Raw genomic sequence first — 25,288 nt, forward strand, 5'->3', positions numbered from 1 at the left:
ATATGGATCCCATCAAGCAATTCATGGACGAGCGAGCAGCAACAGCTGCCACCTACAACGCAGACGTCGACTTCCAGAAGGCATCCCGCCATTGGCGCGAACTGTCTATGGATAAGCGTTATGTCTATAACTTCGATTGGTTGGGCCGCCCGATCATCCAGTACCCGCAGGATATCCAGGCAGTGCAGGAGTTGGTCTGGCGCACGCGGCCAGACCTCATCATCGAAACCGGCATTGCGCATGGCGGCTCGCTGGTTCTGAGTGCTTCGCTCCTCGCAATGCTTGACATGTGTGACGCGATCGCCACGGGAGCTACGATCGACCCGAAGGTATCAAAGCGGAAGGTCATCGGCATCGATATCGACATCCGTGCCCATAACAGGGCGGCGATCGAAGCTCATCCGATGTCCAGCAGAATTTCGATGCTGCAGGGCTCGTCGATTGCCCGTGACGTCGTCGATCAGGTCAAGGCGATGGCACGCGGCTACGAACGCGTAATGGTCTGCCTCGATTCGATGCACACTCATGAGCATGTTCTGGCGGAACTCGAAGCCTACGCGCCGCTCGTTACCCCCGACTGCTACTGTGTCGTTTTCGATACCTTCGTCGAAGATCTGCCGCCAGGCTTTTTTGCCGATCGTCCTTGGAATGTCGGCGATAATCCGAAAACGGCTGTACACACCTATCTCAAGTCGCATTCGGAATTCGAGATCGATCGCGACTTTGAAAGCAAACTGATGGTAACTGTCGCGCCGGATGGTTTTCTTCGGCGTCGAGCCTAGGTAACACTGCTATGAAGATCGTCATTCTCGCGGGTGGATACGGTACCCGCATTTCCGAAGAGAGCCACCTGCGACCGAAGCCGATGATCGAGATCGGGGGGCGACCGATTCTTTGGCACATCATGAAGATCTACAGCCATTTCGGCTTCAACGATTTCGTGATCTGCCTTGGCTATCGCGGCTACATGATCAAGGAATACTTCGCCAACTACATCCTGCATTCGGCGGACGTGACCTTCGACATGGAGCGCGGCGAGACCACCTATCACGCCACCAAGGCCGAGCCTTGGCGCGTGACGCTTGTGGAAACAGGCGAGGGTTCGATGACCGGCGGACGCCTGAAACGTGTCGCCAACTATCTCGATGATACGTTTTGTCTGACTTATGGCGACGGCGTTGCCGATGTCGACATCAAGGCGTTGACCGAATTCCACCGAAGCCACGGACGCGAGGCAACGGTGACCAGCGTCGTGCCCCCCGGACGCTATGGCGCGCTGCTGACCGAGGGCGGGCAGGTCAAGAGCTTCACCGAGAAGCCAGCAGGCGACAACGGACGCATCAATGGCGGTTTCTTCGTGCTCAACCGCACGGTGCTGGATCGCATCGAGGGAGATCTCATTCCGTTTGAGGGTGCGCCGCTTGAAGGACTTGCCAGCGACGGCCAGTTGATGGCCTTCCCGCATGACGGCTTCTGGCGCCCAATGGATACGCTGCGGGACAAGAACCAGCTCGAGGAGCTCTGGCAGAGCGGCCATGCGCCGTGGAAAGTCTGGTCATGAGCCGGCTGCCGGATCAGCGTTTCTGGTCAGGCAAGCGCGTCTTCCTGACAGGCCATACCGGCTTCAAGGGGACGTGGGCGCGGATATGGCTTGCACGGCTTGGCGCTGAGGTAACAGGCTATGCGCTCGCGCCGGCGGCGACACCATCGCTGCATGCACTGGCAGGCCCCGCCGGACTGGCTGCCGAAACGATCGGCGATATTCGCAACGGAACGAGGCTCACGGAGGCGCTCAGCGAGTGCAATCCCGATATCATCCTGCATATGGCCGCGCAGCCGCTGGTGCGACGCAGTTATCTCGAGCCGGTTGATACGTTCGATGTCAACGTCATGGGAACGATACGCCTGCTCGAGGCAGCGCGTCCGCTAGAGGCGCTTAGGGCCATCCTCGTCGTGACGACCGACAAGGTCTACAGCAACGACGAAAGCGGACGGCATTTCGTCGAAACGGATCGACTTGGCGGGCATGACCCCTACTCCGGCTCGAAGGCCGCAGCCGAGATCGCTACCGCGACCTATCGGGATTCCTTTTTCCACCAGAAGGGAGTGCATGTCGGCACGGCACGCGGCGGAAACGTGCTCGGCGGCGGCGACTTCTCGGAGAACCGCCTGGTTCCCGACATCGTCCGTGCCGCCATTGCCGGACAGATTCTTGATATCCGCAGCCCACTTGCAACGCGCCCATGGCAGCATGTGCTCGATTGCCTAAACGGCTATTTCCTGTTCTGCGAGGCCCTGTATGCCGGCACGGCATCGGCAGACGCGCTTAATTTCGGCCCATCGCCCGGCGAAGCTCAAATCCCCGTCGGCGTTGTCGCCTCATCGGTCCAAGCAGCCATGGGGCTCGGACAGAACTGGCAGGACACCTCGGCGTCAGACAAGCCGCGAGAGATGCATGCGCTTGGTCTCGATCCTGCCGAAGCCTATCGCTGCCTGGCGTGGCGGGCAAGGCTGAGCCAAGCCGAGGCGATAGACTGGGCTGCACGCTGGTACGATCAATGGCGCCGGGGCGAAGACGTGTTCTCGCTCGTCGCGGGCCAGATTGATGCTTTCACGAAAGGCTCCTAACCACATGTCTCACCAATGCCGTTTCTGCTCAGCGCCGCTGACGACCGTTGTCGCGGATCTTGGATCGACACCGTGGTCCAACTCCTTTCTGCCGGACGCGGCAGCGATCGCCAAAGAGCGCGCGTTCCCGTTGAAGGTCATGGTCTGCTCGGAGTGCTTTCTGGTCCAGACGACCGAGAACGTGCCGGCGGACGAAATCTTCAACGCCGACTACGCTTACCTCTCTTCGTTCTCGACCAGCTGGCTCGAGCATGCCAAGCGCTATGCCGAGATGATGACGGAACGCTTCGGACTTTCGGCGGATTCGACAGTTGTCGAAGTCGCGTCGAATGACGGCTATCTCCTGCAATATTTCGCAGCCAAAGGCATCTCGGTGCTCGGCGTGGAGCCGGCCGCCAACGCTGCGAAGATCGCGGAAGCCCGCGGCGTGGCGACCAAGGTGGCCTTCTTCGGCAGGGAAACCGCTAAGGCGCTGGTCGAGGGCGGCGTACGCGCCGACGCGACGGCCGCCAATAATGTCCTCGCGCACGTGCCTGATATCGCCGATTTCGTCAGTGGTTTTGCGATCCTATTGAAGCCGGACGGCGTCTCGACATTCGAATTCCCGCATCTTCTGACGATGATCGATGGCATCCAATTCGACACGATCTATCACGAACATTACTCATACATGTCGCTGCTCGCGGTCGAGCGCATTTTCGGCGCCTGCGGGCTGAAGGTCTTCGATGTCGAGGAAATTCCGACGCATGGCGGTTCGCTGCGCATCTTCGCTCAAAAGGCGGAAGGCACCCGCGCTGTGACGGACAGGCTGCTTGCGCTCCGTGCAAAGGAAGAGGCTTTCGGCCTCAAGGAGATGGCGACCTACGAACGGTTTGGTACCCGGATCGAGGGTGTGTGCGAGGCGTTCAAAGACTTCCTTCGTCGTGCGAAGGCCGAAGGCAAAACGGTCGCCGCCTATGGCGCCGCAGCCAAGGGCAACACGTTCCTGAACGTCTGCGGCGTCAGCGCCGACGACATCGCCTTTGTCGTCGATCGCAGCGACATCAAGCAGGGCAAGTTGTTGCCGGGAAGCCATATTCCTGTCTATGCGCCGAGCCATATCGAAGTCGCAAAGCCGGACTATCTCGTTATCCTGCCCTGGAATCTTACAGAAGAGATCGTCAGATCGAACGACTACATCCGAGCATGGGACGGACGTTTCGTGGTGGCGATCCCGACGCTGCAGATTCTTTGAGATTGGCGTAGAGCGATGCTGACCAGCATCGCTCTACTTTTCCAGGCTCACACGCCCTGTCCTACAGAAGGGCTTTTTTAAACCTGCCGTCAACGACGTGGAGCTCAGGTGCGGGTATCGTTCGGGCGGCGCCTGGTTCATAGACAGGCGGGGCCTTGTTCGGATCATGATTCTCTGAGTCCCTTTGGATGATTTTGGCCTGGTCTCTCATGGGACCTCCGGGGACAACGCAACATTTCAAAAATCGATGGCGACCACATGTCGCAAACAGCCGCCAAATGGACGCATTCGCCATTGATTTATCAATGCAATTCACCGCAAAGGCGTCAAAAGCTAAGCCGGCTAGAGTCAGTTTATTCAACCACCAATTGCTACTCGCGCAACACGCCTATTCGATCGAAATGCCTCGCTGCTGCGAAAAATCGCCCATTCTGGGGCCTGGTGATGGGATGGAGGCCAAAAATCACAGCCTCAGGAAGCGTCGTTCGCTCATTCATTTGGGGGCTTGCAACGCCAGACCTTTACGATAGGTTGCGCATTGACCTGAACGTAACTGGTCACGGGAACAAACGACTAATAAAAGGCGCAAAGCCTAGAAAGGTGGCCCCCAAATGAACTTCCTTACGAAAAAATTCCTGGCTTCAGCAGTGTTTGGCTCACTGCTGGCCGTGTCGGCGCATGCAGCGACGCTCAATATCCACAATGGTGGCGACCCGCAGTCGCTCGACCCCCAGAAGCTGTCGAGCGACTATGAGAACCGCATTGCAGGCGACATCTTCGAGGGCCTCGTAACGGAAGACCCGAAGGACGATCCAATCCCGGGCCAGGCCGAAAGCTGGACTGTCTCGCCGGACGGCAAGGTCTATACCTTTAAGCTGCGCGACGGTATCAAGTGGTCGGACGGCCAGCCGGTGACCGCTGGGGATTTCGTTTTCGCCTTCCAGCGCCTTCTCGATCCGAAGAATGCCGCGGAATACGCCTATCTGCAGTTCACGATCAAGAACGCGGAGAAGATCAACAAGGGCGAGATCACCGATTTCAGCCAACTCGGCGTCAAGGCGATCGACGACAAGACGCTCGAGATCACGCTCGAGAACCCGACGCCCTACTTCGTCAACTCGCTGATGCACTACACCGCCTATCCGTTGCCGAAGCACGTGGTCGAGGCGAAGGGCAATGACTGGGTCAAGATCGGCAACATCGTCACCAACGGTCCGTATAAGCCGACCGAATGGATCCCGGGCGCGTCCGTCACGACCGTCAAGAACGACCAGTACTACGGCGAGAAGGACCTGAAGATCGACGGCGTCAAGTTCTTCACCCTGGAAGACCAGGAAGCGGCTCTGAAGCGCTATCGCGCCGGCGAGTTCGACATCATGACCGACTTCCCGACCGATCAATACGAGTGGATGAAGAAGAACCTGCCGGGTCAGGCGCACGTCACGCCATTCCTCGCGAGCTACTACTACGTCCTCAATGCCACGAAGCCGCCATTCGACGACAAGCGCGTCCGTCAGGCCCTCTCGATGGCCGTCAACCGCGAAGTGATCGGCCCGAAGATTCTCGGCACCGGCGAACTGCCGGCTTACTCCTGGGTGCCGCCGGGAACGGCCAACTACGGCGATCCAGCCTATATCAGCTGGAAGGACATGCCATACAAGGAGAAGGTTGAAGAGGCGAAGAAGCTGCTTAAGGAAGCAGGTTTCGGACCTGACCACCCGCTGAAGGCACAGCTTCGCTACAACACCAACGACAACCACAAGCGCGTGGCGGTCGCCATCGCCTCGATGTGGAAGCCGCTCGGCGTTCAGATCGAGCTCTACAACACCGAAACCAAGGTGCATTACGACGAAATGCAGCATGGTCAGGTGGAGATCGGCCGCGCCGGCTGGATCGCGGACTATAACGATCCGGACAACTTCCTCGGCCTGCTCGTTTCCGGCGTCTCGATGAACTACGGCCGCTGGAGCAATCCGGAATATGACAAGCTGATCAAGGAGGCCAACGCTCAGACCGACCTGAAAACGCGCGCCGAGATCTTTAAGAAGGCTGAGCGGCTTGCGCTCGACGACACCGCCGCCATTCCGCTGTACTACTACGTCTCGAAGAATGTCGTCTCGCCGAAGGTTCAGGGCTTCGAAGACAATATTCAGGACATCCATCGCACGCGCTGGCTGTCGATCAAAGAATAAGGAACGCCGGCCCTTCCCGCCTGCTGTGGGAAGGGCCGATCCAAAACCATGATCAAATACGCACTCCGTCGTCTGCTGTCGACGATCCCCGTCATGTGGATCGCCGTTACACTCAGCTTTTTTGTCTTGCGCCTTGCTCCCGGCGGCCCATTCGATGGCGAACGGCCATTGCCGCCGGTGATCCTGAAGAACCTCGCGGCTCACTACAATCTCGACAAGCCGCTGATCGACCAATACCTGATCTACCTATTCGACGTGTTGAAGGGCGACCTTGGGCCATCGTTTGCCAACGAAGACTTTACCGTTGCCCAGCAGATCATGATCGGCCTGCCCTACACGTTCACGATTGGTGGCCTCGCCTTCATCCTTGCCATCCTCATCGGCGTGACCGTCGGCTGTCTTGGGGCGCTTTATCAGAATAAGGCGCCTGACTATCTCCTCGGCCTGGTCATTCTCGTCGGCCTGGTTCTTCCGAACTTTCTGATCGCGCCCATCCTGCAGCTGATTTTCGGCATCCGTCTCGGCTGGCTGCCTGTCGGCGGATGGGGTGACGGCTCGTTCAAGTACCTCGTCATCCCGATCGTCGTGCTGGCATTGCCGCATGCGGGTCGCATCTCGCGCATGACCCGCGGCTCGATGATCGAAGTGATGAACCAGAACTACATCCGCACCGCCAAGGCCAAGGGCATCGGTCCGCGGTTGACCGTGATGCGTCACGCGCTGAAGCCTGCCATGATGCCGGTTGTTTCCTATCTCGGTCCGGCCGCGAGTTACCTCCTCACTGGTTCACTCGTTGTCGAGAGCATCTTCGGATTGCCCGGCATCGGCCGCTATTTTGTCAACGCAGCGTTGAACCGCGACTACGGCATGGTTCTTGGCACGGTCATCTTCTACATGGTCCTGATCGTCTTTCTGAACCTTCTCGTCGACATCGCTTATGCGTGGCTCGATCCGAAAGTGAGAAATCGATGATCCTCAATCCCGCAAAGAGAGAGCTGCTCGCGGCCGAACTTCTCGAGGCCGAAGGGCTCTCCCACAAGAGCCGCTCGCTGACCGGCGATGCCTTGCGTCGTCTTTCCCGCAACAAGGCAGCCGTCGTTGCCATTATTGTTCTCGTCCTCCTGATCCTGGCCGCGTTTCTGGGCCCGTACCTCATTCCGTTCGACTATGAGGAACCGGATTGGGCGGCTTTCCGGATGCCGCCGGATATGGAGAGTGGCCACTATTTCGGAACCGATCCGAATGGCCGAGACCTACTTGCGCGCGTGCTTTACGGCACCCGTGTTTCGCTGGCGGTTGCGGCGACCGCCACCATCGTTTCGGTGGTGATCGGCGTACTGTATGGAGCAGTCTCCGGCTATATCGGCGGCAGGCTCGATGCGATCATGATGCGCTTCGTCGATATCATGTATGCGCTGCCCTACATTCTCTTCGTGATCCTGCTGATGGTGGTGTTCGGCCGCAACGTCTACCTGCTGTTTGCAGCAATCGGTGCGCTGGAATGGCTGACCATGGCGCGAATCGTGCGCGGACAAACACTCTCGATCAAGCAGCGCGAGTTCATCGAAGCCGCCCGCGCGTCCGGTCAGAAGCCGTTCAAGATCATCCTCAAACACATCATTCCGAACCTCGTCGGGCCGGTCGTGATCTTTGCCGCGCTGACTGTCCCCGAAATCATCGCGACAGAGAGCTTCCTGTCCTATCTTGGCTTCGGCGTTCAGGAACCGCTGACCTCGCTCGGCACGCTGATCGCCGAGGGCACCGACGCCATGGAAAGCATGCCGTGGCTCTTGATCTTCCCGGCCTGTTTCCTCGTCGCCCTGCTGATGAGCCTGCTTTTCATCGGCGACGGCCTGCGCGACGCGTTCGACCCGAAGGATCGATAGAATGCAACAAGAAACCAAAAACGATACGCTTCTCGAACTGAGAGACTATTCAATCACCTTTGCGACGCCGGATGGCGAGGTGAAAGCCGTGTCGAACATGAACCTTTCGATCCGGCGCGGCGAGCGCGTGGCGATCGTGGGCGAATCCGGATCGGGCAAGAGCCAGACCTTCCTCGGCGTCATGGGGCTGCTCGCCAAGAACGGCCGCACCAGCGGCAAGGCGCTGCTCGAAGGAAAGGACGTGTTGGCGCTGAAACCGCGCGAGCTCGACCATCTCCGCGGAAAAGACATGGCCATGGTGTTCCAGGACCCCATGACGGCGCTCAATCCGTCGCTGCGGATTTCCCGCCAATTGACGGAACAGCTGGAAGTCCACCGCGGCTTTACGGCGCGGGCCGCCTCTGCCGAGGCGCTGGATATGCTCAAGCGTGTCGGCATTCCCGACCCGTCGCGGCGCTTCAACCTCTACCCACATGAGCTGTCAGGTGGCATGCGCCAGCGCATCGTAATTGCCATGGCGCTGCTGACCAAACCGAAGCTGCTCATCGCCGACGAACCGACGACGGCGCTTGATGTAACGATCCAGGCGCAGATCCTCGATCTCTTTAACGATCTGACGGCGGAAATGAACACGGCTCTTGTCATGATTACCCATGATCTGGGCGTCGTTGCGGGCCTCGCGGACCGGGTGGCCGTCATGTATGCCGGGCGGATCGTCGAGGAAGCGCCGGTCGACGAGCTCTTCGAGGTACCAGCGCATCCGTATACAGCGGCGCTGCACGCCTCGATCCCCCGGCCCGACCAGGACGTCGATCAGCTCGCCGTCATCCCCGGCCGCCCACCCAATCTTCAACACCTGCCGAAGGGTTGCAGCTTCTCGCCGCGCTGTCCCCTGGTGCAGAACGATTGCATCGACACGTCGCCGAAGCTCGAGATGCTGGCGCAAGGCCATTCCGCGGCCTGCTTTCATCCCTTCCCGCGCCGTGAGGAGGTTCTGAACCATGGCTGACCGATCGCTTTTGAGAGTCGAGAACCTCACCACCCAGTTCGAGATTGCGTCAAAGAGCTTTTTCAAACCGCCGACGCTGCTGACCGCCGTGAACAACGTCAGCTTCGACCTGAGAGAGGGCCGGACGCTCGGCATCGTCGGCGAGTCCGGTTGCGGCAAGTCGACGCTCGGCCGCTCGATCCTGCGTCTCCTGAAGTCGCAGAAGGGCCGCATCCTGTGGCAGGGGCGCAACCTACTCGACCTGTCGAACGAGGAAATGCGTGCCGCTCGCCGCGACATGCAGATCATCTTTCAGGATCCGATCGCCTCCCTCGACCCGCGTATGACCGTCGGCGACATTATTGCCGAACCGCTCACCGTCTTCGAACCGAAGCTCACGAAAGCGGAGCGGCTGGCACGCGTACGGGAAATCATGAGTGCCGTCGGCCTAGTGCCGGAGATGATCAACCGCTATCCGCACGAGTTCTCGGGTGGCCAGGCACAGCGTATTGGCATCGCCCGCGCTGTCGTGACGCGACCGAAGCTCATCATCTGCGACGAGCCCGTTTCGGCGCTCGACGTGTCGATCCAGGGGCAGGTGATCACCCTCCTGCGCAAGCTCCGGAAGGAATTCGGGCTGACGCTGATCTTCATCAGCCACGATCTTTCGGTTGTCCGGCTGATCTCCGACGACGTTCTGGTGCTCTATCTCGGCAAGGTGGTCGAGGCCGGTGATTGCGCCACCGTGTTCGACCGGCCAGCGCATCCCTACACACAGGCCCTCTTCTCGGCCGCACCGGTGCCCGACCCGAAGCTCGCGCGGAACCGTCAGCGCATCCGGCTTCAGGGCGATCCTCCCTCTCCGCTCAATCCGCCCCCGGGCTGTGTGTTTTCTCCGCGCTGCTGGAAGGCGACGGATATATGCCGCAAGGAAATGCCGTCAACGGAGCAGGTTCGGCCAGGGCAGACTGCTGCCTGCTATCACATGGATCGTTGAGCAAGCGAGTTCTGGAAAGAAGGCCCGCCGTCGGGCAGGCCTCCTTTACGTTCAGCGGGCGCCCCAGGTGTCGGTGAGGCGGTAGCCCTCCGGCCAGGGGTCCGATGGGTCGAGCATGTGCTGATGCGTGCCGGTGATCCAGGCGCGGCCGGAAATTTCCGGCAGGATGGCCGGGCGGCCGCCCACTTCCGTGGTGCCGACAATGCGGCCGGAGAAGGTGGAGCCGATCAACGAGACAGCCGTCAGACGATCTTCGAGCTTCATTTGACCACGCGCGTGCAGCACGGCCATGCGCGCCGACAGCGCCGTGCCGGTCGGCGAGCGGTCGACCTTGCCGGGCTGGATCGCAACCGCTGCGCCGGCACGCAGGCCCTCGGCGGTGCACTCTACGGGACCGGCGAAAAGGCAGAAGGAAAAGTGCTTCCAATCCGGATTCTCAGGGTGATGAAATCCGAGTGCGGCATTGGCGCCATTGGTGATGCGCACACCGAGCTTGGCAATATCATGCGCCTCGTCAGGCGACAGGCTGAAGCCCATAGCGGCCGCATCAACGATGACGAAACTATCGCCGCCATAGGCCGTGTCGACGGTCAACGTGCCCAGGCCCTCGACCTCCAGCTTCGCATCCAGCCGCTCCGCGAAACTCGGTAGGTTCTGTACGAAGATCCGCTCGGCCTTGCCGTTGTGGCACTCGGCACGTACGCGAACAAGGCCACCGGGGGCCTCCAGAGTGATCTCAGTGACCGGCTCCTGCATTGGCAGGATGCCGCTGTCCAGCAACACCGTGGACACGCAGATCGAATTCGATCCGGACATCGGCGGCGTGTCTTCCGGCTCCATGATGATGAAGGCGGCATCGGCATCGGGATGCTTTGGGGGCACCAGCAGGTTGACGTGACGGAAGACGCCGCCGCGCGGTTCGTTCAGCGCAAAATTGCGCAACGTCCCGTCCCGGGCGATCCAGCGGCTCTGCTCCCAGATCGTTTCCCCCGGAGGGGGCGTGACGCCGCCGACGATGACATCGCCCACCTCGCCTTCCGCATGGGCGGAAATCACATGGATGGTCTTGGTGCTGCGCATAATACCTCCTCAGGAAAGCCACTCGGGGAGCCGGGCGGCGACGCGGCCCGTCAGGGCCGCCGTGACGCAATCGGCAAGATTGGAAAAACGAACGGCCCGCCCCGAAAGTCCGGGACCGTAATGAGCATATTTGCCCGAATTCGTGATCAGGGCACGCGTGTGCGTCGGGAATAGCGGCTCGGAAATCGAGCACCAGCAAAGATCAGGCAAAACCTGCACGCCCGCTTCCTCCAGCCTGCCGAGCAGGCCTTCGTTGCGGGCATCACTGATGACCTGACGACCGGCTGTGACGATCACCGCGACGTCGGCATGCCGGCGGCGGCCAGCCAGAACCTCCGCCAAAGCGCGGCACTCGGACAAGGAGGCATGCGGGCTGCCGATAGCGACGAGTTCCACCTCTTCAGGCCCGCCATTCAGAACCGTCCAGGCCGCAGCCATGTCGGTGCGGGAGATCGATGCACGATCGGCATCGTCCCGCGCAGCGCCAGCAGCTTCGGGCGTAACACCTTCGACATGCAGCATGGGCGCCGCAGACGTGGTGCCGAAGGCGGCGCACAGAGCCTTGAGATCGTCCTGCGTCGGCTGGGCGGGGCCAAGACCGCGCAGAAGCGGAATGCGGTCCGGCGCCCCGCGACCCGCGAGATAGCCGATCAGCGGCCAGAAGGCGTCATCGACCTGTTCAGGCAGTTCGATATCGATGATCCGCCGAGCCTTCCGGTGCTCGTCAAGATAGACGCCGGAGAGCGGTGCGCGGGCCGTCAGCGCGATGCAGAGATCGAGGAAGTCGGGGTGCTTTGCCGTCCTCGCCCCGAGGACCGTGTTGGCGAAGATCACCGCGTTGGATTCCGCCCATGCAATGGATTCGCCCGCCCTTGGCGCGCTGTCGAGCAGGTAGGGCGAGCACGTGAAAGTCGGCCGACAGCCCATCCGGACATAGGCATCGGCGAGCCGCGCAGCCGGGGCGCCGAAGGTCGACGGTACGCCTTGCGTCTGCCAATTGGCACGATCCACGGAGATGGCGTTCATGGTTGTCGGTATGCGAACCCGCGCGCCCATATCGGCCATCTTCTCGGCAAACGTCAGATTTGCCGGGCTGGCGTAGATGCAGCCGTCGATGTGGCCCTGCATAACATCCACGAGCCCGTGCGCACCTTGCTGCGCCGCCATCGCGCAGATGATGCGCATGGCCTGCTGCACGGCGATTCCCTGCCGTCCTTCAAGCATGGCGCGATCGGAAGCGGTGAGGTCGAGCGCAGCGGTCGCCGGCGGAGCAATCGGAATCTCCAACCCGTCAGCGACGACGGCCGTATCGCTGAGCACAGCGGTCTTCGCGCGGGCGAGCGCGGCGAAGGCTTCCGGCCCAAGCCGCAGGACGGGCAGCGGCTTGCCGAACATTTCCGACGCGATTAGCGCGCCGAGCGTCAGCACATCTTCGGCCTCGGAGAAAACCAAAGCCGCCGGTGCACGCCCTGTCAGTACAAGATCGAGGAGAACACCGGAACCCGTACAGGACCCGCGGCTCGACGGCATCATCAGGATGCCACCGGTCAGGCAGGTCCCGTGAAGCGGGTGGTGCACGTCAATCACGCTGCCGGTCGCCGGGTCGACCCCACCCCAGAAGCTCAAGGCCTCCTTGGTGGCAATGACTGGACCTTTGGCGAAGCCGCCGAGAATGCTGCGATCGAGCGCGGACTGGTTCATTTCACGCGAAGCCTTGAGCGGAGAGAGGACTGGTCACCAACGGGGGCGTTGCGAACCAACATCGCGGTTGGCGCGCTTTTGGCCTTCGTCAGAATCTTTGCGGCGAGAAGGACGCGATGTCGATGGCGGGCTTCTTGCCTGTCAGCAGATCCGCGACGATCCGCGCGGTGCCTGCCGACTGCGTCAGGCCGAGGTGGCCATGACCAAAAGCATAGATCACCCGCTGCGTGTCGCGCGCTTGGCCGATGGCGGGCAAGCTGTCGGGCAAGGACGGGCGGAACCCCATCCACTGCACGCCGCCCTGGGGCTCCAGCCCGGGCAGGAAACTGCGCGCCTTCTCCAGCATCGCCTCTGGGCGACGGAAGTTCGGCGGAAGCTTGAGCCCTCCAAGCTCGACGGCGCCACCGACGCGGATACCCGTCGATAGCCGGGTAACGACGAAGCCGTGGCCACCGAACGTGATCTGCGTTCGCAGATCGAAAGCCTCGAGAGGAAGCGTGGTGTTGTAGCCGCGCTCCGTTTCGAGCGGAATGTTTTCGCCGATCGTGCGGGTCACTTGATGGGAAAAGGCGCCTGCCGACAGGACCACCCGCGCGGCACGTCGCGAACCGCCCCCGGTGCTCACAACATCGACGCCGCCCTCGACGGGACGCAATGCCGTTACCTCCGCGCGCTCAGTCGTGCCGCCCATGGCGCGGAAGTGATCCGCCAGGGCAAGTGTATAGAGCTTGGGATCGGCGATGGAATACCACCCGGGCGTGAAGGTGCCATGCGTAAAGCGCGGGGCGAGGCCGGGTTGGATCTCCGCGATCCCGGCCGCATCCAGGTGATGGAACTCGACGCCGTGCGCTTCCCGCGCCTTCCAGCCGGCGAGCGAGGCCCTCAATTCAGCTTCGCCCTCGTAGACCTGCAGATTGCCATCCTTCCGCAGCATGGCAGCGGTGCCGGTCTGCTGCAGGAACGGCTCAAGCTCCGCCTTCGAAAGATCCATCAGCGCTGTCTGCGCCGCTGTGGAATGGGCGACGCGGCCCGGCGCACAGGCGCGCCAGAACCGGAACATCCAGGGCGCGATCTGCAAGGCATAGGCGGGCGGTACCGACAGCGGCCCGAGCGGATCGAGCAACCACTTCGGCGCCTTCTTCAGAATGCCGGGCGAGGCAAGCGGCAGGATGTCGGTGAAAGCAAAGGCGCCGGCGTTGCCTGCCGATGCTCCGGCAGCGGGCCCCTCTCGGTCGAGTACGACCACCGAAAGCCCTCTTGCCTGCGCTGCGATCGCCGCGGATAGCCCAACGACCCCCGCGCCGATCACGATGACATCAGGTTGGGTTTGATTGTTCATCATAGCCTCAATGGGTGGCAGCAAGGAAAGCTTGCAGCTCCGGATGCTTCGGCGCGCCGAACAGCTCTTCCGGCGGAGCGATCTCGGCCATCACGCCCTTGTGGAAGAAGGCAACCCGGTCTGAAACCTCACGCGCGAACTTCATTTCGTGGGTGACGCATATCATGGTCATCCCCTCGGAGGCGAGCATGCGCAACGTGTCGAGCACTTCGCCAACCAGCTGCGGGTCAAGCGCCGAGGTGACCTCGTCGAACAACATGTATTCCGGCGACATGGCGAGCGCGCGGGCAATCGCCATGCGCTGCTGCTGGCCGCCGGACATGCGGTTCGGATAGACCTTGAGCTTCTCCCCGAGGCCCACGTGGGTGAGCTGCTTTACGGCGATCGCTTCGGCTTCGGCCTTGGAAAGACCGAGTACCTTGCGTGGCGCGAGCATGACGTTTTCCAGCACCGTGAGATGCGGGAACGCATTCCACTGCTGGAAGACGATGCCGAGCTTGCGACGGAGCTTGTTGAGGTCGGTGGACTTGGCATGCACGTCGGTCCCATCGACAACGATGCGGCCGCTGTCGATGCCTTCAAGACCGTTGATGCAGGTCAGCAGCGTCGACTTCCCCGAACCGGAGCCGCCGATGATGGTCAGCACCTCGCCCTTCGGGACAGTGAGGTTGATGCCCTTCAGCACCTCCAACGGGCCGAAGGATTTGCGGACGTTTTCAATCTCAATCATTGGGGGACCACCGTTTTTCGAGATACCCGCCAATCCGGGCGATAGGGAAGCTGATGATGAAGTAGACGGCGCCGCAGATCATCAGAATGAATAGCGGCTCCTGCAGCCGGGTCACGAGAATCTGCGACGCGCGCAGCAACTCGATCAGGCCGAGCCAGAGCACCAGCGCGGAATCCTTCATGACGCCGAGCGTCAGGCCGATCCAGGACGGCAGCGAAACGCGGGTAGCAAGCGGCGCAACAATATCGCGCATATCCTGCCACCAGGTCAGGCCGAGTGAGCGAGCCGCACGACGCGTGGTTGGTGGCACCGAGGAAATGCCGCCGCGCACGATCTCCGTGCAATAGGCGGCCGTATAGAGCGACAGCACCACGCAGGAAGTGGTGAACGGAGGCCAGCCAAGCCGCATGATCGACTGCAAAGCATTGCCGAGCACAAGCTGGATCAACAGAGGCACCGAGCGGAAGACGTCGAGCGCGAAGGTCAGCGGTGCCGACCAATAGGGTCCGAGTTCGACACGCATCGTCCCGAAAAGGATTCCGAGGACCGTTCCCGCAGCGACTGAAACGGCGGTGACTGCAAGCGTCATCCCCGCGCCCTGCGCCAGGAAGGCCAGGTCACCCCAGGTGAGGGCAGTGTTAAACATCTCTCACCTCTCTCAGTAGCGGAACATACGCCAGGCAAGCGCCCGGGCAGCAAGGGTCAGAAGCTTGGCGATGACGTAGTAGATCACGGCGGCCAAGGCGAAGAATTCAAAGGTGCGGAAGGAGCGCGCATTCAGTTCCTGCGTCACGCCGGCAAGGTCGGTGTTCATGCCGACGGTCACGCCGAGCGATGTCATCAGGACGGCCCAGACCATCTGGTTGGTCGCCGGCAGAAAGGCCACCCGCAGCATCTGTGGCAAGACAATCAGGCGAAAAGCCTGCATGGACGTCATGCCAAGCGAACGTCCGGCGCGTGTCTGCGTGTCTGGGATCGCGTTCAGGGCGCCGCGGAAATTCTCGGCCAGGTAACCGGCGTTGTTGAAAGCAATGCCAACCAGGAGCGCGGTGAACGGGGTGAGGTGAATGCCGAAGTTGCCGAGACCAAAATGGGTCATATAGATCTGGAACAGCGCTGGCGTGTTGCGCGCGATCTCGACCCAGGCGGTGGCGAAGCCACCAAGGATGCGGTTGCCGGATAGCCGGAGCAAAGTCAGCGCGATCGCACAAACAAGCCCGATGATCATGGACAAGAGCGCAATCTGCAGCGTGACCAGCGCGCCGTCGAGCATTTGCGGCAATGCCTTGAGCGCCTGGTTCCAGTGGAAGGTGTAGTTGAACATGCCCGTCTCACCTTTTCGTAAAGCTACGGCGCGAGGGATAACCTCGCGCCGTGGGAGAAACGGTCCGGATTAGCGGTAGACGCCGTTGACCGCGAGCGACGGGACGTCGCCGCCGACCCACTTCTTGTAAAGTTCGGCGTAGCGGCCAGTACGAACCTGCTGGTTGATGAACAGATTCAGGTAGTTGATCAGGCCGTATTCCTCGCGGTTGGCGAAAAGCGAGACGTAGTCGATGTCGAACGGGGCTTTGCCGACCACTGCGATGCCGGCGAACTTGCCGGTCTTGACGTTTGCCTGCGCAACCGTCGAGGTGGAAACGGTGGCATCGATCTGGCCCTGACTCAGCGCGAGGAAGACGTCTGCCTGCGTCTGATAAGGACGGAACTCGCCGGTGCCCCAGGCCTTGACCTGTTGCTCGAGCGCGATCGCTTCATAGGTGCCCGCCGTGGCGCCGACGACCTTGCCCTTCATGTCTTCGAAGGACTTAACGCCCGATTTCTCGTTGGCTGTAACTGCCATTTCGAACGCAAAGTAGGGAACCGTCATGCCGACGGTCTTGGCACGCTCAAGCGTGTCGGACGTGGAGGCAACGCCGATATCGACGCGGCCGGACATCAGTGCCGGAATGCGCTCGGGGAACGGTGTCTCAACGACTTCGGCTGTTACACCGAGCGCCTTGGCCAGATCGTTGCAATAGTCCACGTCGAAGCCGATCGGATTGTTGTTCTCATCGCGCGAACCCATCGGCGGGAAGTCCAGCACGACGGCGCAGCGCAGCGTGCCCGAGCCGATGATGTCGTCCAGCTTGTCGGCCTTGGCCGGGCTGGTCAGAAGGGTGGCGGCCAGAAGACCGAAGGCGAGGACCGAGGATTTCATTTTTTCTCTCTCCCAGAGTTGGATTGTCCATTGACAGCGAGGCGCACTATTCCCTGTCGGCGCGCGCAAATCAATGCTAAAATACATAAAGTATTCAAAAAGTATAAGTCAAATAGCGGTCATGTCGACAAAAATGGGCGGCCAAGTCGTGGCCGCCCTTGCTTTTCTACCCTTGATGGGAATCAGCCGAGGAAATCTTCCGGCAGAAGTCCTTCGGGCATGTTCTGGTACGAGACCGGGCGCAGGAAACGCCGGATCGACATCGTGCCGACGCTGGTGGCCCCGAAGTTCGTCGAAGCCGGATAGGGTCCGCCGTGAACCATAGAATCGACCACCTCGACCCCGGTCGGGAATCCGTTGACCAGTACGCGTCCTGCTTTGCGCTCCAGCACGGGGCGCAGACGGCGTGCGTCGGGAATGTCGCCTGCATCCATATGAATCGTCGCCGTCAACTGACCTTCGAAACCGCGAGCCAGTTGCTCCATCTCATCGATCGTCTGCACACGAACCACGAGGCCAAGCGGCCCGAAGACCTCTTCGCCTAGAGCGTGATCGGCGAGGAACTGTGCGCCAGTCGTCTCAAACAGGTTGGGAGCGGCCGAGCGGCCGGAGGATTCGCTGGTGAACAGGGACTTGACCGTGTTGCGAGTTGTAAAGCGCGCCTGCCCGTCCTGATAGGCCTTCGCGATCCCATCCGTCAGCATGGTCTGCGGCGCCACCTTGCCGAGTGCTTCGACTGTCGCGGCGATAAAGCGATCGGCATCAGCGCTCTCTGTCACCACGGCAATGCCGGGGTTGGTGCAGAATTGGCCCGCACCCATGGTCAGAGACCCCGCCCAGCCCTGGCCGAGCGTTTCGGCACGTGCCTTCAACGCTTCGGGCAGCAGGAACATCGGATTGACCGAGCCGAGCTCGCCAAAGAACGGAATAGGTTCCGGCCGCGCGGCGCAGAGATTAAAGAGTGCGCGCCCGCCGGCGAGCGAGCCGGTGAAGCCGACCGCCTTGATCCGTGGGTGCTGCACCAACGCATGGCCGACGTCGCGGCTGCCGCCCTGGATCAGCGAAAATACGCCCGGGTGGACACCTGTCCTGCGGATGGCCGCCTCGATAGCCTGCGCGACGATTTCGCCGGTCCCCGGATGCGCCGAGTGACCCTTGACCACAACAGGGCAACCCGCGGCAAGTGCTGCCGCAGTATCACCGCCGGCGGTCGAGAAGGCCAGCGGGAAGTTCGAAGCGCCGAAGACGGCGACCGGGCCGACAGGGCGCTGAATGAGCCGGATCTCCGGCCGCGGTGCGGGCTGGCGGTCGGGCAGTGCTGTGTCGCGGCGGCGGTCGAGATATTCACCCTTTTCGATATGGTCGGCGAAGAGCCGTAGCTGGCCGGTCGTGCGACCGCGTTCGCCCTGCAAGCGGGCTTCAGGCAGTCCCGTTTCCTGGCTACCGATCTCTGTGATTGCCTCGGCGCGAGCCTCGATCTCGTCAGCGATGGCGCGAAGGAACGCCGCCCGCTCTGCGCGCGTGGAGTAGCCGTAACTCCAGAACGCATCTTCTGCTGCCTCGCAAGCGCGATTCACCAAGTCGACCGTACCGACGGCGAACTGATGCACTGGACCATGCGCCGGCGCGGATGCAAAAGTACCCGCTCCGTCGAGCCATTCGCCCGCGACGAGGTGTTTTCCATTGGGAGTGAAGACCATCTGCGATTCCTTTCTTGAGAGCCCGGGGTGCTTTACGCGAAAATCCATCCGCAGGCGAATTGCGCACTCCGGATCTTTGTATACTCTATGTATTTATAACATCAACACTCGATCGCCATCGGCGGCCGGGCCATCCATGAGAGACACAAGATGAGCGATAACACCACCCTGACCGTCCCGGCCCTGCAGGAAAGGGTCAATGCGATTTTCCGCAACGCCGGCTTCAACGAGACCCAAGCCGGCGCACTCGCTCGCGTGATCGTGGCCGGGGAGCGGGATGCCTGCAAATCGCACGGTATCTATCGGATCGAGGGGGCTCTGCGTACCGTCAAGGCCGGCAAGGTGAAGCCGGATGCGGTGCCGGAGCTGCTGCTGCAGGAGGGCTCGGCCATTGTTAAGGTCAATGCCAAGGGCGGCTTTGCCAATCCGGCCTTCGAACTCGGCCTACCGGCCCTCGTTGAGCGTACCCGCTCCTGCGGACTTGCCGCACTCGTCATCAACGATTGCACGCATTTCTCCGCGCTCTGGTCGGAAGCGGAAGCGCTGACCGAACAGGGGCTTGCCGGCCTGGTCATGTGCCCGAGCTATGCGACCGTTGCGCCGACCGGCGGCAACAAGCCGCTGCTCGGCACCAATCCCTTCGCCTTTGCCTGGCCGCGCGTCGGCCAGCCGCCCTATGTCTTCGATTTTGCAACGTCTGTCGCTGCGCGCGGGGAAATCGAACTGCATCGGCGGGCCGGCAAGTCGTTGCCCGAGGGATGGGCGATCGATGCCGACGGTAATCCCACGACCGATCCGGAAGCTGCGCTTGCCGGCGCCATGTTGCCGTTCGGCGGACATAAGGGGTCGGCTATCGGCACGATGATCGAGCTGCTGGCCGGCATCATGATCGGCGACCTGACAAGCCCTGAGGTCCTGGACTACCTCGGCACAACGACGCTTGCCCCCTTCCACGGTGAGTTGATCATTGCCTTCTCCCCCGAAGCCTTCGCCGCCGGCCGGCCGGGCAATCCATTTGCGCGAGCAGAGACATTGTTCGAGGCGATCGTTGGTCAGGGCGCCCGCCTGCCCTCGCAGCGCCGCTATGTGGCGCGCGCAAAATCGGAGGCCGACGGCATCACGCTGACCGACGCCGAAATCAAGCAGCTCGAACGGCTTTTCGCGCTCGGTTTGGAGGCAGTGGCCTGAGCCACCGCCGATGATTGCCGATATGCAAAAAGGCCCTCCAAACGGAGGGCCTTTCGATTTGAAAGCTTTTGAAATCAGGCCTTGTACTTCTCAACGGCACCGGGGAGCCTGCTCCATTCGGCGTACCAGGTGTTGAAGAGCTTGAGCTGAGATTCGACGTAACCGCGCTGGCTGTCCGACAAGACATCCGTTTCGTTGAAGTGGAGCGTGTATTCCTTGTCTCCCTTCAACACCATCATGTGCTTGAAGAAGAGCACGAGGTCCGGGCCCTCGTCAAAGGAGGAGAGGACGGCCAGGGCCTGCTCGAGTTCGAGAGCCCGCTGGCGGGCATCCGCATCGCCGGAAGCTGCCGCCTGCGAAAGCTTGCACAGATGCAGCACTTCCTTCGGCAGCACGTTGCCGATGCCGGTGATGGCGCCGGTCGCACCGCAGTTCACGAAGCCGTGGAAGACGGCCGTGTCGACGCCGATCATCAGCGAAACACTATCATCGCGGCTGGTGATGTTCTCTGCTGCGTAACGCATATCAGCCGCGCCGCCGAACTCCTTGAAGCCGACGAGGTTCGGATGTTCGGCACGCAGCGCGAAGAACAGATCCGCGCGGGTGGCGAAGCCATAGTAGGGGCTGTTGTAAATGACTGCCGGAAGATCGGGAGCGGCAGCGAGGATTGCCTTGAAGTGCGCCTTCTGGGCGGCAATTGCCGAACCACGCGACAGGACGCGCGGGATGACCATCAGGCCCTTTGCTCCGACCTTCTGAGCATGAGCCGCATGCGCGACGGCAGATGCGCTATTGACAGCGCCGGTGCCGACGATGACCGGGATACCGGCCTTTACTAAACGCTCGACACCTTCCATGCGCTGCGCATCGGTCAGCAGCGGCCAGTCACCCATGGAGCCGCAGTAAACGACGGCCGACATGCCCTGGGCAATCAACTCCTGTCCCTTGCGAACGAGGGCGTCGAAATCGGGGGTACGATCCTCCTTGCAGGGGGTCATCAGAGCCGGAATTACACCGGAGAAAATCTTGGCCTTCATTGGGAAACTCCTGTTGCCTGGCGGGACGGACAGGGACAGTCGAGCGTCCAATGGCGCCGTCCCCGCGTCTTCGAAGGCGGTTATACCACTTGCATATTATTTGTCGACAAAAATTATGCAGCTGATCAAAGAGCGATATCCAACTTTCCGCCGCGCGCAAAAAGCTTCTGTATTTGCTGTACGATCTGCTCAGCATGGATTGTCGCCAAGCGGTCGGCGGCCTCACTGTCGCGCGCGGCGATAACAGCGATAATGTCCTCGTGCTCTTCGACGAAACGTTGCGGCAAGCGATCCTCATAAGACTGGTAATAGAGCCGCAGAATGCGCCGTCCTTCATCGAGAAGGCGATTGAAGAGGCCCGTGAAATAGGCGTTGCGTCCAGCCTCGGCGATGGCCGAATGGAAGGCGGCATTGGTGGCAATCATTGCCAAGGCGTCCTGTGCTGCCACGGCGGCAGCAAAATCAGCCTGATGTGCGCGGATCACCTGCAGATCCTCGGCGCGGTGATACTGGGCGGCTAGACGCGTGGTCACGCGATACATCAGCACCAAGGCATCGAAGAAGGTATGCATGTTAAGGAAATCGATGTTCGAGACCATGGTCGAACGATTGGGCAACGTATCTATCAGCCCTTCGCCCGCGAGCCGCACCAGCGCCTCGCGGATCGGTGTGCGCGACATCTTGAACCGCTCGGCCAACTGTACCTCATCGATCGGGCTGCCGGGCGGTAGAACCAGATCAAGGATCTCGTCGCGCAGGAGGTCATAGACCATCTTGACGCCAGAACCGCGCTTGCGTTCGGGAGTGGAATTCGTGTCGCTGTCAGTCATCTGGAATCCTTTTGTCGACAAAAGGAATACTTTTTCTTGCGCGTCGGATCAATAGTCGGCAACCCCGGCGAGCGAAGGCCAGGGCGTCGCGTCAAATAGACAAAAGGGCGGCGGTAACCATCGACAACGTGTTAGACTGCCGGCGACGCTTTCGCTAGCGCCAGCCAGGCATTTCTACTGGCTAGTCTGAATTACGTGCTCATTTATCGCTCTAGTTTAGCATTGCAGGACGCCTACGCAGGCGAACCAACGTGTCGCGGAGCACTGGACAAGATGCGGATCAGCACGATCACCAACTGGGTATATGCCGTTACGGTTGTGCTCACTGTTCTCTCGGGCGGAGCCTTCATTTTGTCCGCCCACAGTGCCGTGCGTGAACGAGCCGCAGTGGAGACGCGGCAGCGGCTCGACGAACTTGTCGATCAGCTCGCCCTAGCAGCCGAACAGACCACCGAGGATGCTCGTCTGTTCGCGATGCGCAGAGAAGAGCGCCATCTTCAGGCATTTCGCGGCGCCCAGGGAGAGGAACGCGCTCGCGAAGAGGCAATCAAGGGCTTGAAGTCGACCGACCTATCGCCACAGGAGCTCTTTGCACTGCGCCGCCTGGAAACTGATGCGGAAGCATTGGACCAGATCGAGGAAAAGCGGTTGCTGACTACGGGGACCGCGATCGCGATGGCGTCCGGCAAACCCTTTTCGGACCGGAGCACGAACGCTTGCAGACCGACCTGCTCGCAAGCGTTCAGCATTTCATCGATCTTGTCGCAACCCACCCCGCCGACGAGTTCGCTGGCGTAAGGGGCGCGCACCGATCTCTGGGACAACATAGCCAAATCCATGCTCAGGCTGCGTATTCCGATGAAGCCGGCCATCGATTCCGATTTGAAGCCGGCCAGTCATTCCGATTTCATTCCGGCCAGCATTCCGATTTGAAGGCGGCCATTTATCGGACTGATCCTGGGTCTGTTTGATGTTTGGATCTGGTTTTGTTTCAGGTCAAGCGTGCGGTGTTTCAGACGCTATTGGCGAACGCTGTTTTCGCATGCTTTCCCCAGTGAGATCGATGCGATAGGCGTTGTGAACGAGGCGATCGAGGATGGCGTCAGCAAGCGTTGGGTTTGCGATGATTTCCCACCAGCGATCCAGAGGCACCTGACTGGTGACGATCGTTGATCGACGCTCGTAGCGGTCTTCGATGATCTCGAGAAGATCACGCCGCTGATCATCGTTGAGTTTTTCCGGTCCCCAGTCATCGAGGATAAGCAGGTCGGTCTTGGCGAGCGATTTGAGGATCCTGCCGTATCGCCCGTCGCCCCTTGCAAGGGCGAGCGTGGCAAACAGCCTGGGAACGCGATGATAGGCGACGGAGAAATCTTCGCGGCATGCTTTATGGCCGAGCGCACAGGCAAGCCAGCTCTTGCCGACGCCGGCCGGCCCGGTGACGAGGAGGCTGTGGTGCCTGCGGATCCAGTCGCAGCCGGCAAGTGCCATGAACAGATTGCGGTCGAGACCGCGTGCAGCACGGAAGTCGGCATTCTCGATCTGCGCGTCATGGCGAAGTTTTGCGGCCCTGGCGCGGGCTTCGAAGCGCTTCTGTCGGCGCATGGTAGCCTCTCGTTCGAGCAGTAGGGCAAGCCATTCTCCATGCTCGAGGCCGCGCGCTTCTGATTGTGCGTCGAGTTCCTGGAAGGCGATGGCCATGCCGTGAAGGCCGAGTTCGCGCAGCATATCTATGGTGGGATTAATCAGCATTGGTGGGTCTCCTCAATGAAAGTAGTCAGGGCCACGCAGATTGGCATGGTCGACAATGGCGGTGGGTTCGGTGGAATGGCGTGCGGCTTTGTGATTGGCCAGAAGCGAAGCAATGCTCTTGCAGTTCAGCCCACCGATCTCGACGGCGCGTGCTGAAACGGCTTCGGCCCGATTGCGTTCGATGTCGCGAAACAGGCGAAGCACACCCAGGCATGTTCGAAAGCCCTGTTCGGGGTGCGGACGGCTGGCAAGGATTGCGATCACCAGGCCCTCTGTCTGGGGCCCGATGGATGCGCCCCAGCGCTGAAAGCGATCCGGCGTCCACTCTGCATATCGTCTATGGGAACTGGGCATGTGATCCGGGTCGGTTCCATGGCGAGGACCACCATAGCGACGCTGATGGACGGCGACGCGCTTGCCGCGGTGAAAGATCTCGATGGTGCGTGCCGTCGCCCTCAGATCGACCTGCTGGCGAATGAGGCTGTGCGGCACGGAATAGAGGAAGGTTTTGAACTCGACGTGGTAATCCGTCGAGACACGGGCCAAACGCCATTCGGCAAATTCGTAGTCTTCACTCGGAAGGCTCGCGAGTGCGGCACGTTCGACAGTCTCAAACAGTTGCCGGCGACTGACGCCCAGCCGACGCATGACGTGGTCGTTGATGCGATCGAGTGCCTGGCTGATGGCGGCATTGGCCTCAGCCAGCGAGAAGAAGGTCTGCTTGCGCAGTCGCCCCAAAATGCAGGACTGGGCGAAACGGACTCCATTCTCCACTTTCGACTTGTCCTTTGGGCGTCGCGGCCGTGCCGGAAGAACGCCGACGCCGTAATGAGAGGCCATCATGCCGTAGCTGCGGTTGATCTCGGGATCGTAAAAGCTGGCACGACTGACGCCTGACTTCAGATTGTCGGGAACGATCAGCCGGGGAACGCCGCCGAAGAAGCGAAACATCCGGACATGCGAGCCGATCCAGTCGGGGAGCGTTTGCGTCCAGGTCGCCTCGGCATAGGTGAAGCTCGATGCACCGAGCACCGCCACGAAGATCTCTGCCTCGCGGATCTCACCGGTCTTGCGATCAACGATCGGGATCTTCTTGCCGGAATAGTCGACGAACACCTTGTCGCCGGCCGCATGCTCCTGGCGCATCGTCGGTGAAAGCCGCTGTTGGAAACCACGCAGGAGTTCACAAAAACGGCTATAGCCGTAACCGTCGGGGTGCGACCCACGATACTCCTCCCACAGGATGAGCATGGTAACGCCAGGCTTTTTGAGCTCGACGGCAAGATCGGCCCAGTTGGGTTCGACGCGCCTTCTCGTGCCCTGTTTGATGCCGTTGCGAGCGAAGAGCTTGCTCTCGAGCGCATCGTCAGTGAGTTCGCCCGGCAAGGGCCAGCTCAATCCAATTGCTGCTGCACGCTGCAGATTATCCTGCACCGTACTGCGCGCTATTCCCAATACGACGGCAATCTCGCGGGAGCTGGTCCCGCTTCCGGCAAGGCGCAGCATTTGTCGTAACTGTCTCATGGTCAGCCTTCTCTTTGCCGGCATCAAAATGTCCTCGCTCATCACGAGGTATCGATGCCAAAAGTTGCTGACCCAGGAGGTAAGCTTCAGTGCCGAAAACTGGCCGGTCTTTGATTGGAACGGTGGCCGGCTTCAAATCGGAATGGTGGCCGGTCTTTGATCGGATTGGCGGCCGGCTTCACGTCGGAATCTGGAGGGTTATGTGAGGTCGCATCCGTCGTCGCGGCGAGCTCGAGCGACCTCACATAAGCCGGATTGAAGTAAGGCGCGGGTTGTTTGCCG

24 protein-coding genes are annotated in these 25,288 nt (G+C 61.0%); 11 read left to right on the top strand and 13 right to left on the bottom strand.

Features of this window, described 5'->3' with window-relative positions:
* Positions 1 to 2: 2 nt before the first annotated feature.
* From FHT71_RS16310 to FHT71_RS16350, 9 genes are all read left to right on the top strand, one after another.
* Positions 3 to 782, top strand: coding sequence for a cephalosporin hydroxylase family protein (locus FHT71_RS16310; RefSeq protein WP_132589245.1), 780 nt, complete (start codon positions 3 to 5; stop codon positions 780 to 782).
* Positions 783 to 793: 11 nt separating this feature from the next.
* Positions 794 to 1,561, top strand: a complete 768-nt coding sequence (gene rfbF / locus FHT71_RS16315; protein WP_007799070.1) for a glucose-1-phosphate cytidylyltransferase — start codon at positions 794 to 796, stop codon at positions 1,559 to 1,561.
* Positions 1,558 to 2,628, top strand: a complete 1,071-nt coding sequence (gene rfbG / locus FHT71_RS16320; protein ID WP_132589244.1) for a CDP-glucose 4,6-dehydratase — start codon at positions 1,558 to 1,560, stop codon at positions 2,626 to 2,628. Before rfbF ends, rfbG begins: the two co-directional genes overlap by 4 nt.
* A gap of 4 nt (positions 2,629 to 2,632) precedes the next feature.
* A complete protein-coding gene (locus FHT71_RS16325; RefSeq protein ID WP_132589243.1) occupies positions 2,633 to 3,862 on the top strand; it encodes a class I SAM-dependent methyltransferase in 1,230 nt (409 codons plus the stop codon).
* Positions 3,863 to 4,473: 611 nt separating this feature from the next.
* Positions 4,474 to 6,054 (top strand): peptide ABC transporter substrate-binding protein, encoded by a 1,581-nt coding sequence (locus FHT71_RS16330; protein ID WP_132589242.1) that lies wholly within the window; start codon positions 4,474 to 4,476, stop codon positions 6,052 to 6,054.
* Positions 6,055 to 6,102: 48 nt separating this feature from the next.
* The gene (locus tag FHT71_RS16335; protein WP_007799079.1) at positions 6,103 to 7,026 is read left to right on the top strand and encodes an ABC transporter permease subunit; all 924 of its coding nucleotides are present in this window, start codon (positions 6,103 to 6,105) and stop codon (positions 7,024 to 7,026) included.
* Entirely contained in the window at positions 7,023 to 7,940 is a 918-nt protein-coding gene (locus FHT71_RS16340; RefSeq protein ID WP_007799080.1) for an ABC transporter permease subunit, read from the top strand. Before FHT71_RS16335 ends, FHT71_RS16340 begins: the two co-directional genes overlap by 4 nt.
* A gap of 1 nt (position 7,941) precedes the next feature.
* Positions 7,942 to 8,949, top strand: coding sequence for an ABC transporter ATP-binding protein (locus tag FHT71_RS16345; RefSeq protein WP_007799081.1), 1,008 nt, complete (start codon positions 7,942 to 7,944; stop codon positions 8,947 to 8,949).
* The gene (locus FHT71_RS16350; RefSeq protein WP_132589241.1) at positions 8,942 to 9,925 is read left to right on the top strand and encodes an oligopeptide/dipeptide ABC transporter ATP-binding protein; all 984 of its coding nucleotides are present in this window, start codon (positions 8,942 to 8,944) and stop codon (positions 9,923 to 9,925) included. The genes FHT71_RS16345 and FHT71_RS16350 overlap by 8 nt, the downstream gene beginning before the upstream one ends.
* Before the next feature lie 51 nt (positions 9,926 to 9,976).
* Here the strand turns inward: FHT71_RS16350 and FHT71_RS16355 are convergent, their stop codons facing one another.
* The 8 genes from FHT71_RS16355 to FHT71_RS16390 form a co-directional block, all read right to left on the bottom strand.
* The gene (locus FHT71_RS16355; RefSeq protein ID WP_132589240.1) at positions 9,977 to 11,005 is read right to left on the bottom strand and encodes a trans-3-hydroxy-L-proline dehydratase; all 1,029 of its coding nucleotides are present in this window, start codon (positions 11,003 to 11,005) and stop codon (positions 9,977 to 9,979) included.
* Between the two features lie 9 nt (positions 11,006 to 11,014).
* Positions 11,015 to 12,706: an aconitase X gene (locus tag FHT71_RS16360; RefSeq protein ID WP_183720913.1), complete on the bottom strand. Its 1,692-nt coding sequence runs from the start codon at positions 12,704 to 12,706 to the stop codon at positions 11,015 to 11,017.
* An 88-nt stretch (positions 12,707 to 12,794) separates the two neighbouring features.
* Entirely contained in the window at positions 12,795 to 14,045 is a 1,251-nt protein-coding gene (locus FHT71_RS16365; protein WP_132589238.1) for an FAD-dependent oxidoreductase, read from the bottom strand.
* Positions 14,046 to 14,052: 7 nt separating this feature from the next.
* Positions 14,053 to 14,775 carry an amino acid ABC transporter ATP-binding protein gene (locus tag FHT71_RS16370; RefSeq protein WP_007799092.1) on the bottom strand — a complete coding sequence of 241 codons (723 nt, stop codon included), beginning with the start codon at positions 14,773 to 14,775 and terminating at the stop codon, positions 14,053 to 14,055.
* A complete protein-coding gene (locus FHT71_RS16375; RefSeq protein ID WP_183720915.1) occupies positions 14,768 to 15,421 on the bottom strand; it encodes an amino acid ABC transporter permease in 654 nt (217 codons plus the stop codon). The genes FHT71_RS16370 and FHT71_RS16375 overlap by 8 nt, the downstream gene beginning before the upstream one ends.
* A 12-nt stretch (positions 15,422 to 15,433) precedes the next feature.
* Positions 15,434 to 16,099 (bottom strand): amino acid ABC transporter permease, encoded by a 666-nt coding sequence (locus FHT71_RS16380; RefSeq protein WP_183720918.1) that lies wholly within the window; start codon positions 16,097 to 16,099, stop codon positions 15,434 to 15,436.
* A 69-nt stretch (positions 16,100 to 16,168) separates the two neighbouring features.
* A complete protein-coding gene (locus tag FHT71_RS16385) occupies positions 16,169 to 16,975 on the bottom strand; it encodes a transporter substrate-binding domain-containing protein (RefSeq protein ID WP_132589235.1) in 807 nt (268 codons plus the stop codon).
* A 182-nt stretch (positions 16,976 to 17,157) separates the two neighbouring features.
* Positions 17,158 to 18,675, bottom strand: coding sequence for an aldehyde dehydrogenase (NADP(+)) (locus FHT71_RS16390; RefSeq protein ID WP_183720920.1), 1,518 nt, complete (start codon positions 18,673 to 18,675; stop codon positions 17,158 to 17,160).
* A gap of 150 nt (positions 18,676 to 18,825) precedes the next feature.
* On the opposite strand from FHT71_RS16390, the gene FHT71_RS16395 reads away from it, so the two are divergent.
* Positions 18,826 to 19,863, top strand: a complete 1,038-nt coding sequence (locus FHT71_RS16395; protein ID WP_132589233.1) for an Ldh family oxidoreductase — start codon at positions 18,826 to 18,828, stop codon at positions 19,861 to 19,863.
* Positions 19,864 to 19,937: 74 nt separating this feature from the next.
* Here FHT71_RS16395 and FHT71_RS16400 read toward each other — a convergent pair whose 3' ends face one another.
* Complete coding sequence (locus FHT71_RS16400) at positions 19,938 to 20,900, bottom strand: dihydrodipicolinate synthase family protein (protein WP_132595309.1); 963 nt, start codon at positions 20,898 to 20,900, stop codon at positions 19,938 to 19,940.
* Positions 20,901 to 21,025: 125 nt separating this feature from the next.
* Positions 21,026 to 21,730, bottom strand: a complete 705-nt coding sequence (locus FHT71_RS16405) for a GntR family transcriptional regulator (RefSeq protein ID WP_007799107.1) — start codon at positions 21,728 to 21,730, stop codon at positions 21,026 to 21,028.
* Between the two features lie 273 nt (positions 21,731 to 22,003).
* Between FHT71_RS16405 and FHT71_RS16410 the strand changes: the two genes are divergently transcribed.
* On the top strand, positions 22,004 to 22,528 hold the full coding sequence (locus FHT71_RS16410) for a hypothetical protein (protein WP_246718015.1): 525 nt from the start codon (positions 22,004 to 22,006) through the stop codon (positions 22,526 to 22,528).
* Positions 22,529 to 22,726: 198 nt separating this feature from the next.
* On the opposite strand, the gene istB is transcribed toward FHT71_RS16410, so the two are convergent.
* The 3 genes from istB to FHT71_RS31225 all read right to left on the bottom strand — a co-directional run.
* Positions 22,727 to 23,482 (bottom strand): IS21-like element helper ATPase IstB, encoded by a 756-nt coding sequence (istB, locus tag FHT71_RS16415; protein WP_183720923.1) that lies wholly within the window; start codon positions 23,480 to 23,482, stop codon positions 22,727 to 22,729.
* Between the two features lie 12 nt (positions 23,483 to 23,494).
* Positions 23,495 to 25,030: an IS21 family transposase gene (istA, locus tag FHT71_RS16420; RefSeq protein ID WP_183720926.1), complete on the bottom strand. Its 1,536-nt coding sequence runs from the start codon at positions 25,028 to 25,030 to the stop codon at positions 23,495 to 23,497.
* Positions 25,031 to 25,092: 62 nt separating this feature from the next.
* A partial coding sequence (locus tag FHT71_RS31225; protein ID WP_210294195.1) for a hypothetical protein occupies positions 25,093 to 25,288 on the bottom strand: 196 nt, incomplete at its 5' end.

The organism is Rhizobium sp. BK060 (assembly GCF_014193145.1).
Lineage (GTDB): Bacteria > Pseudomonadota > Alphaproteobacteria > Rhizobiales > Rhizobiaceae > Rhizobium.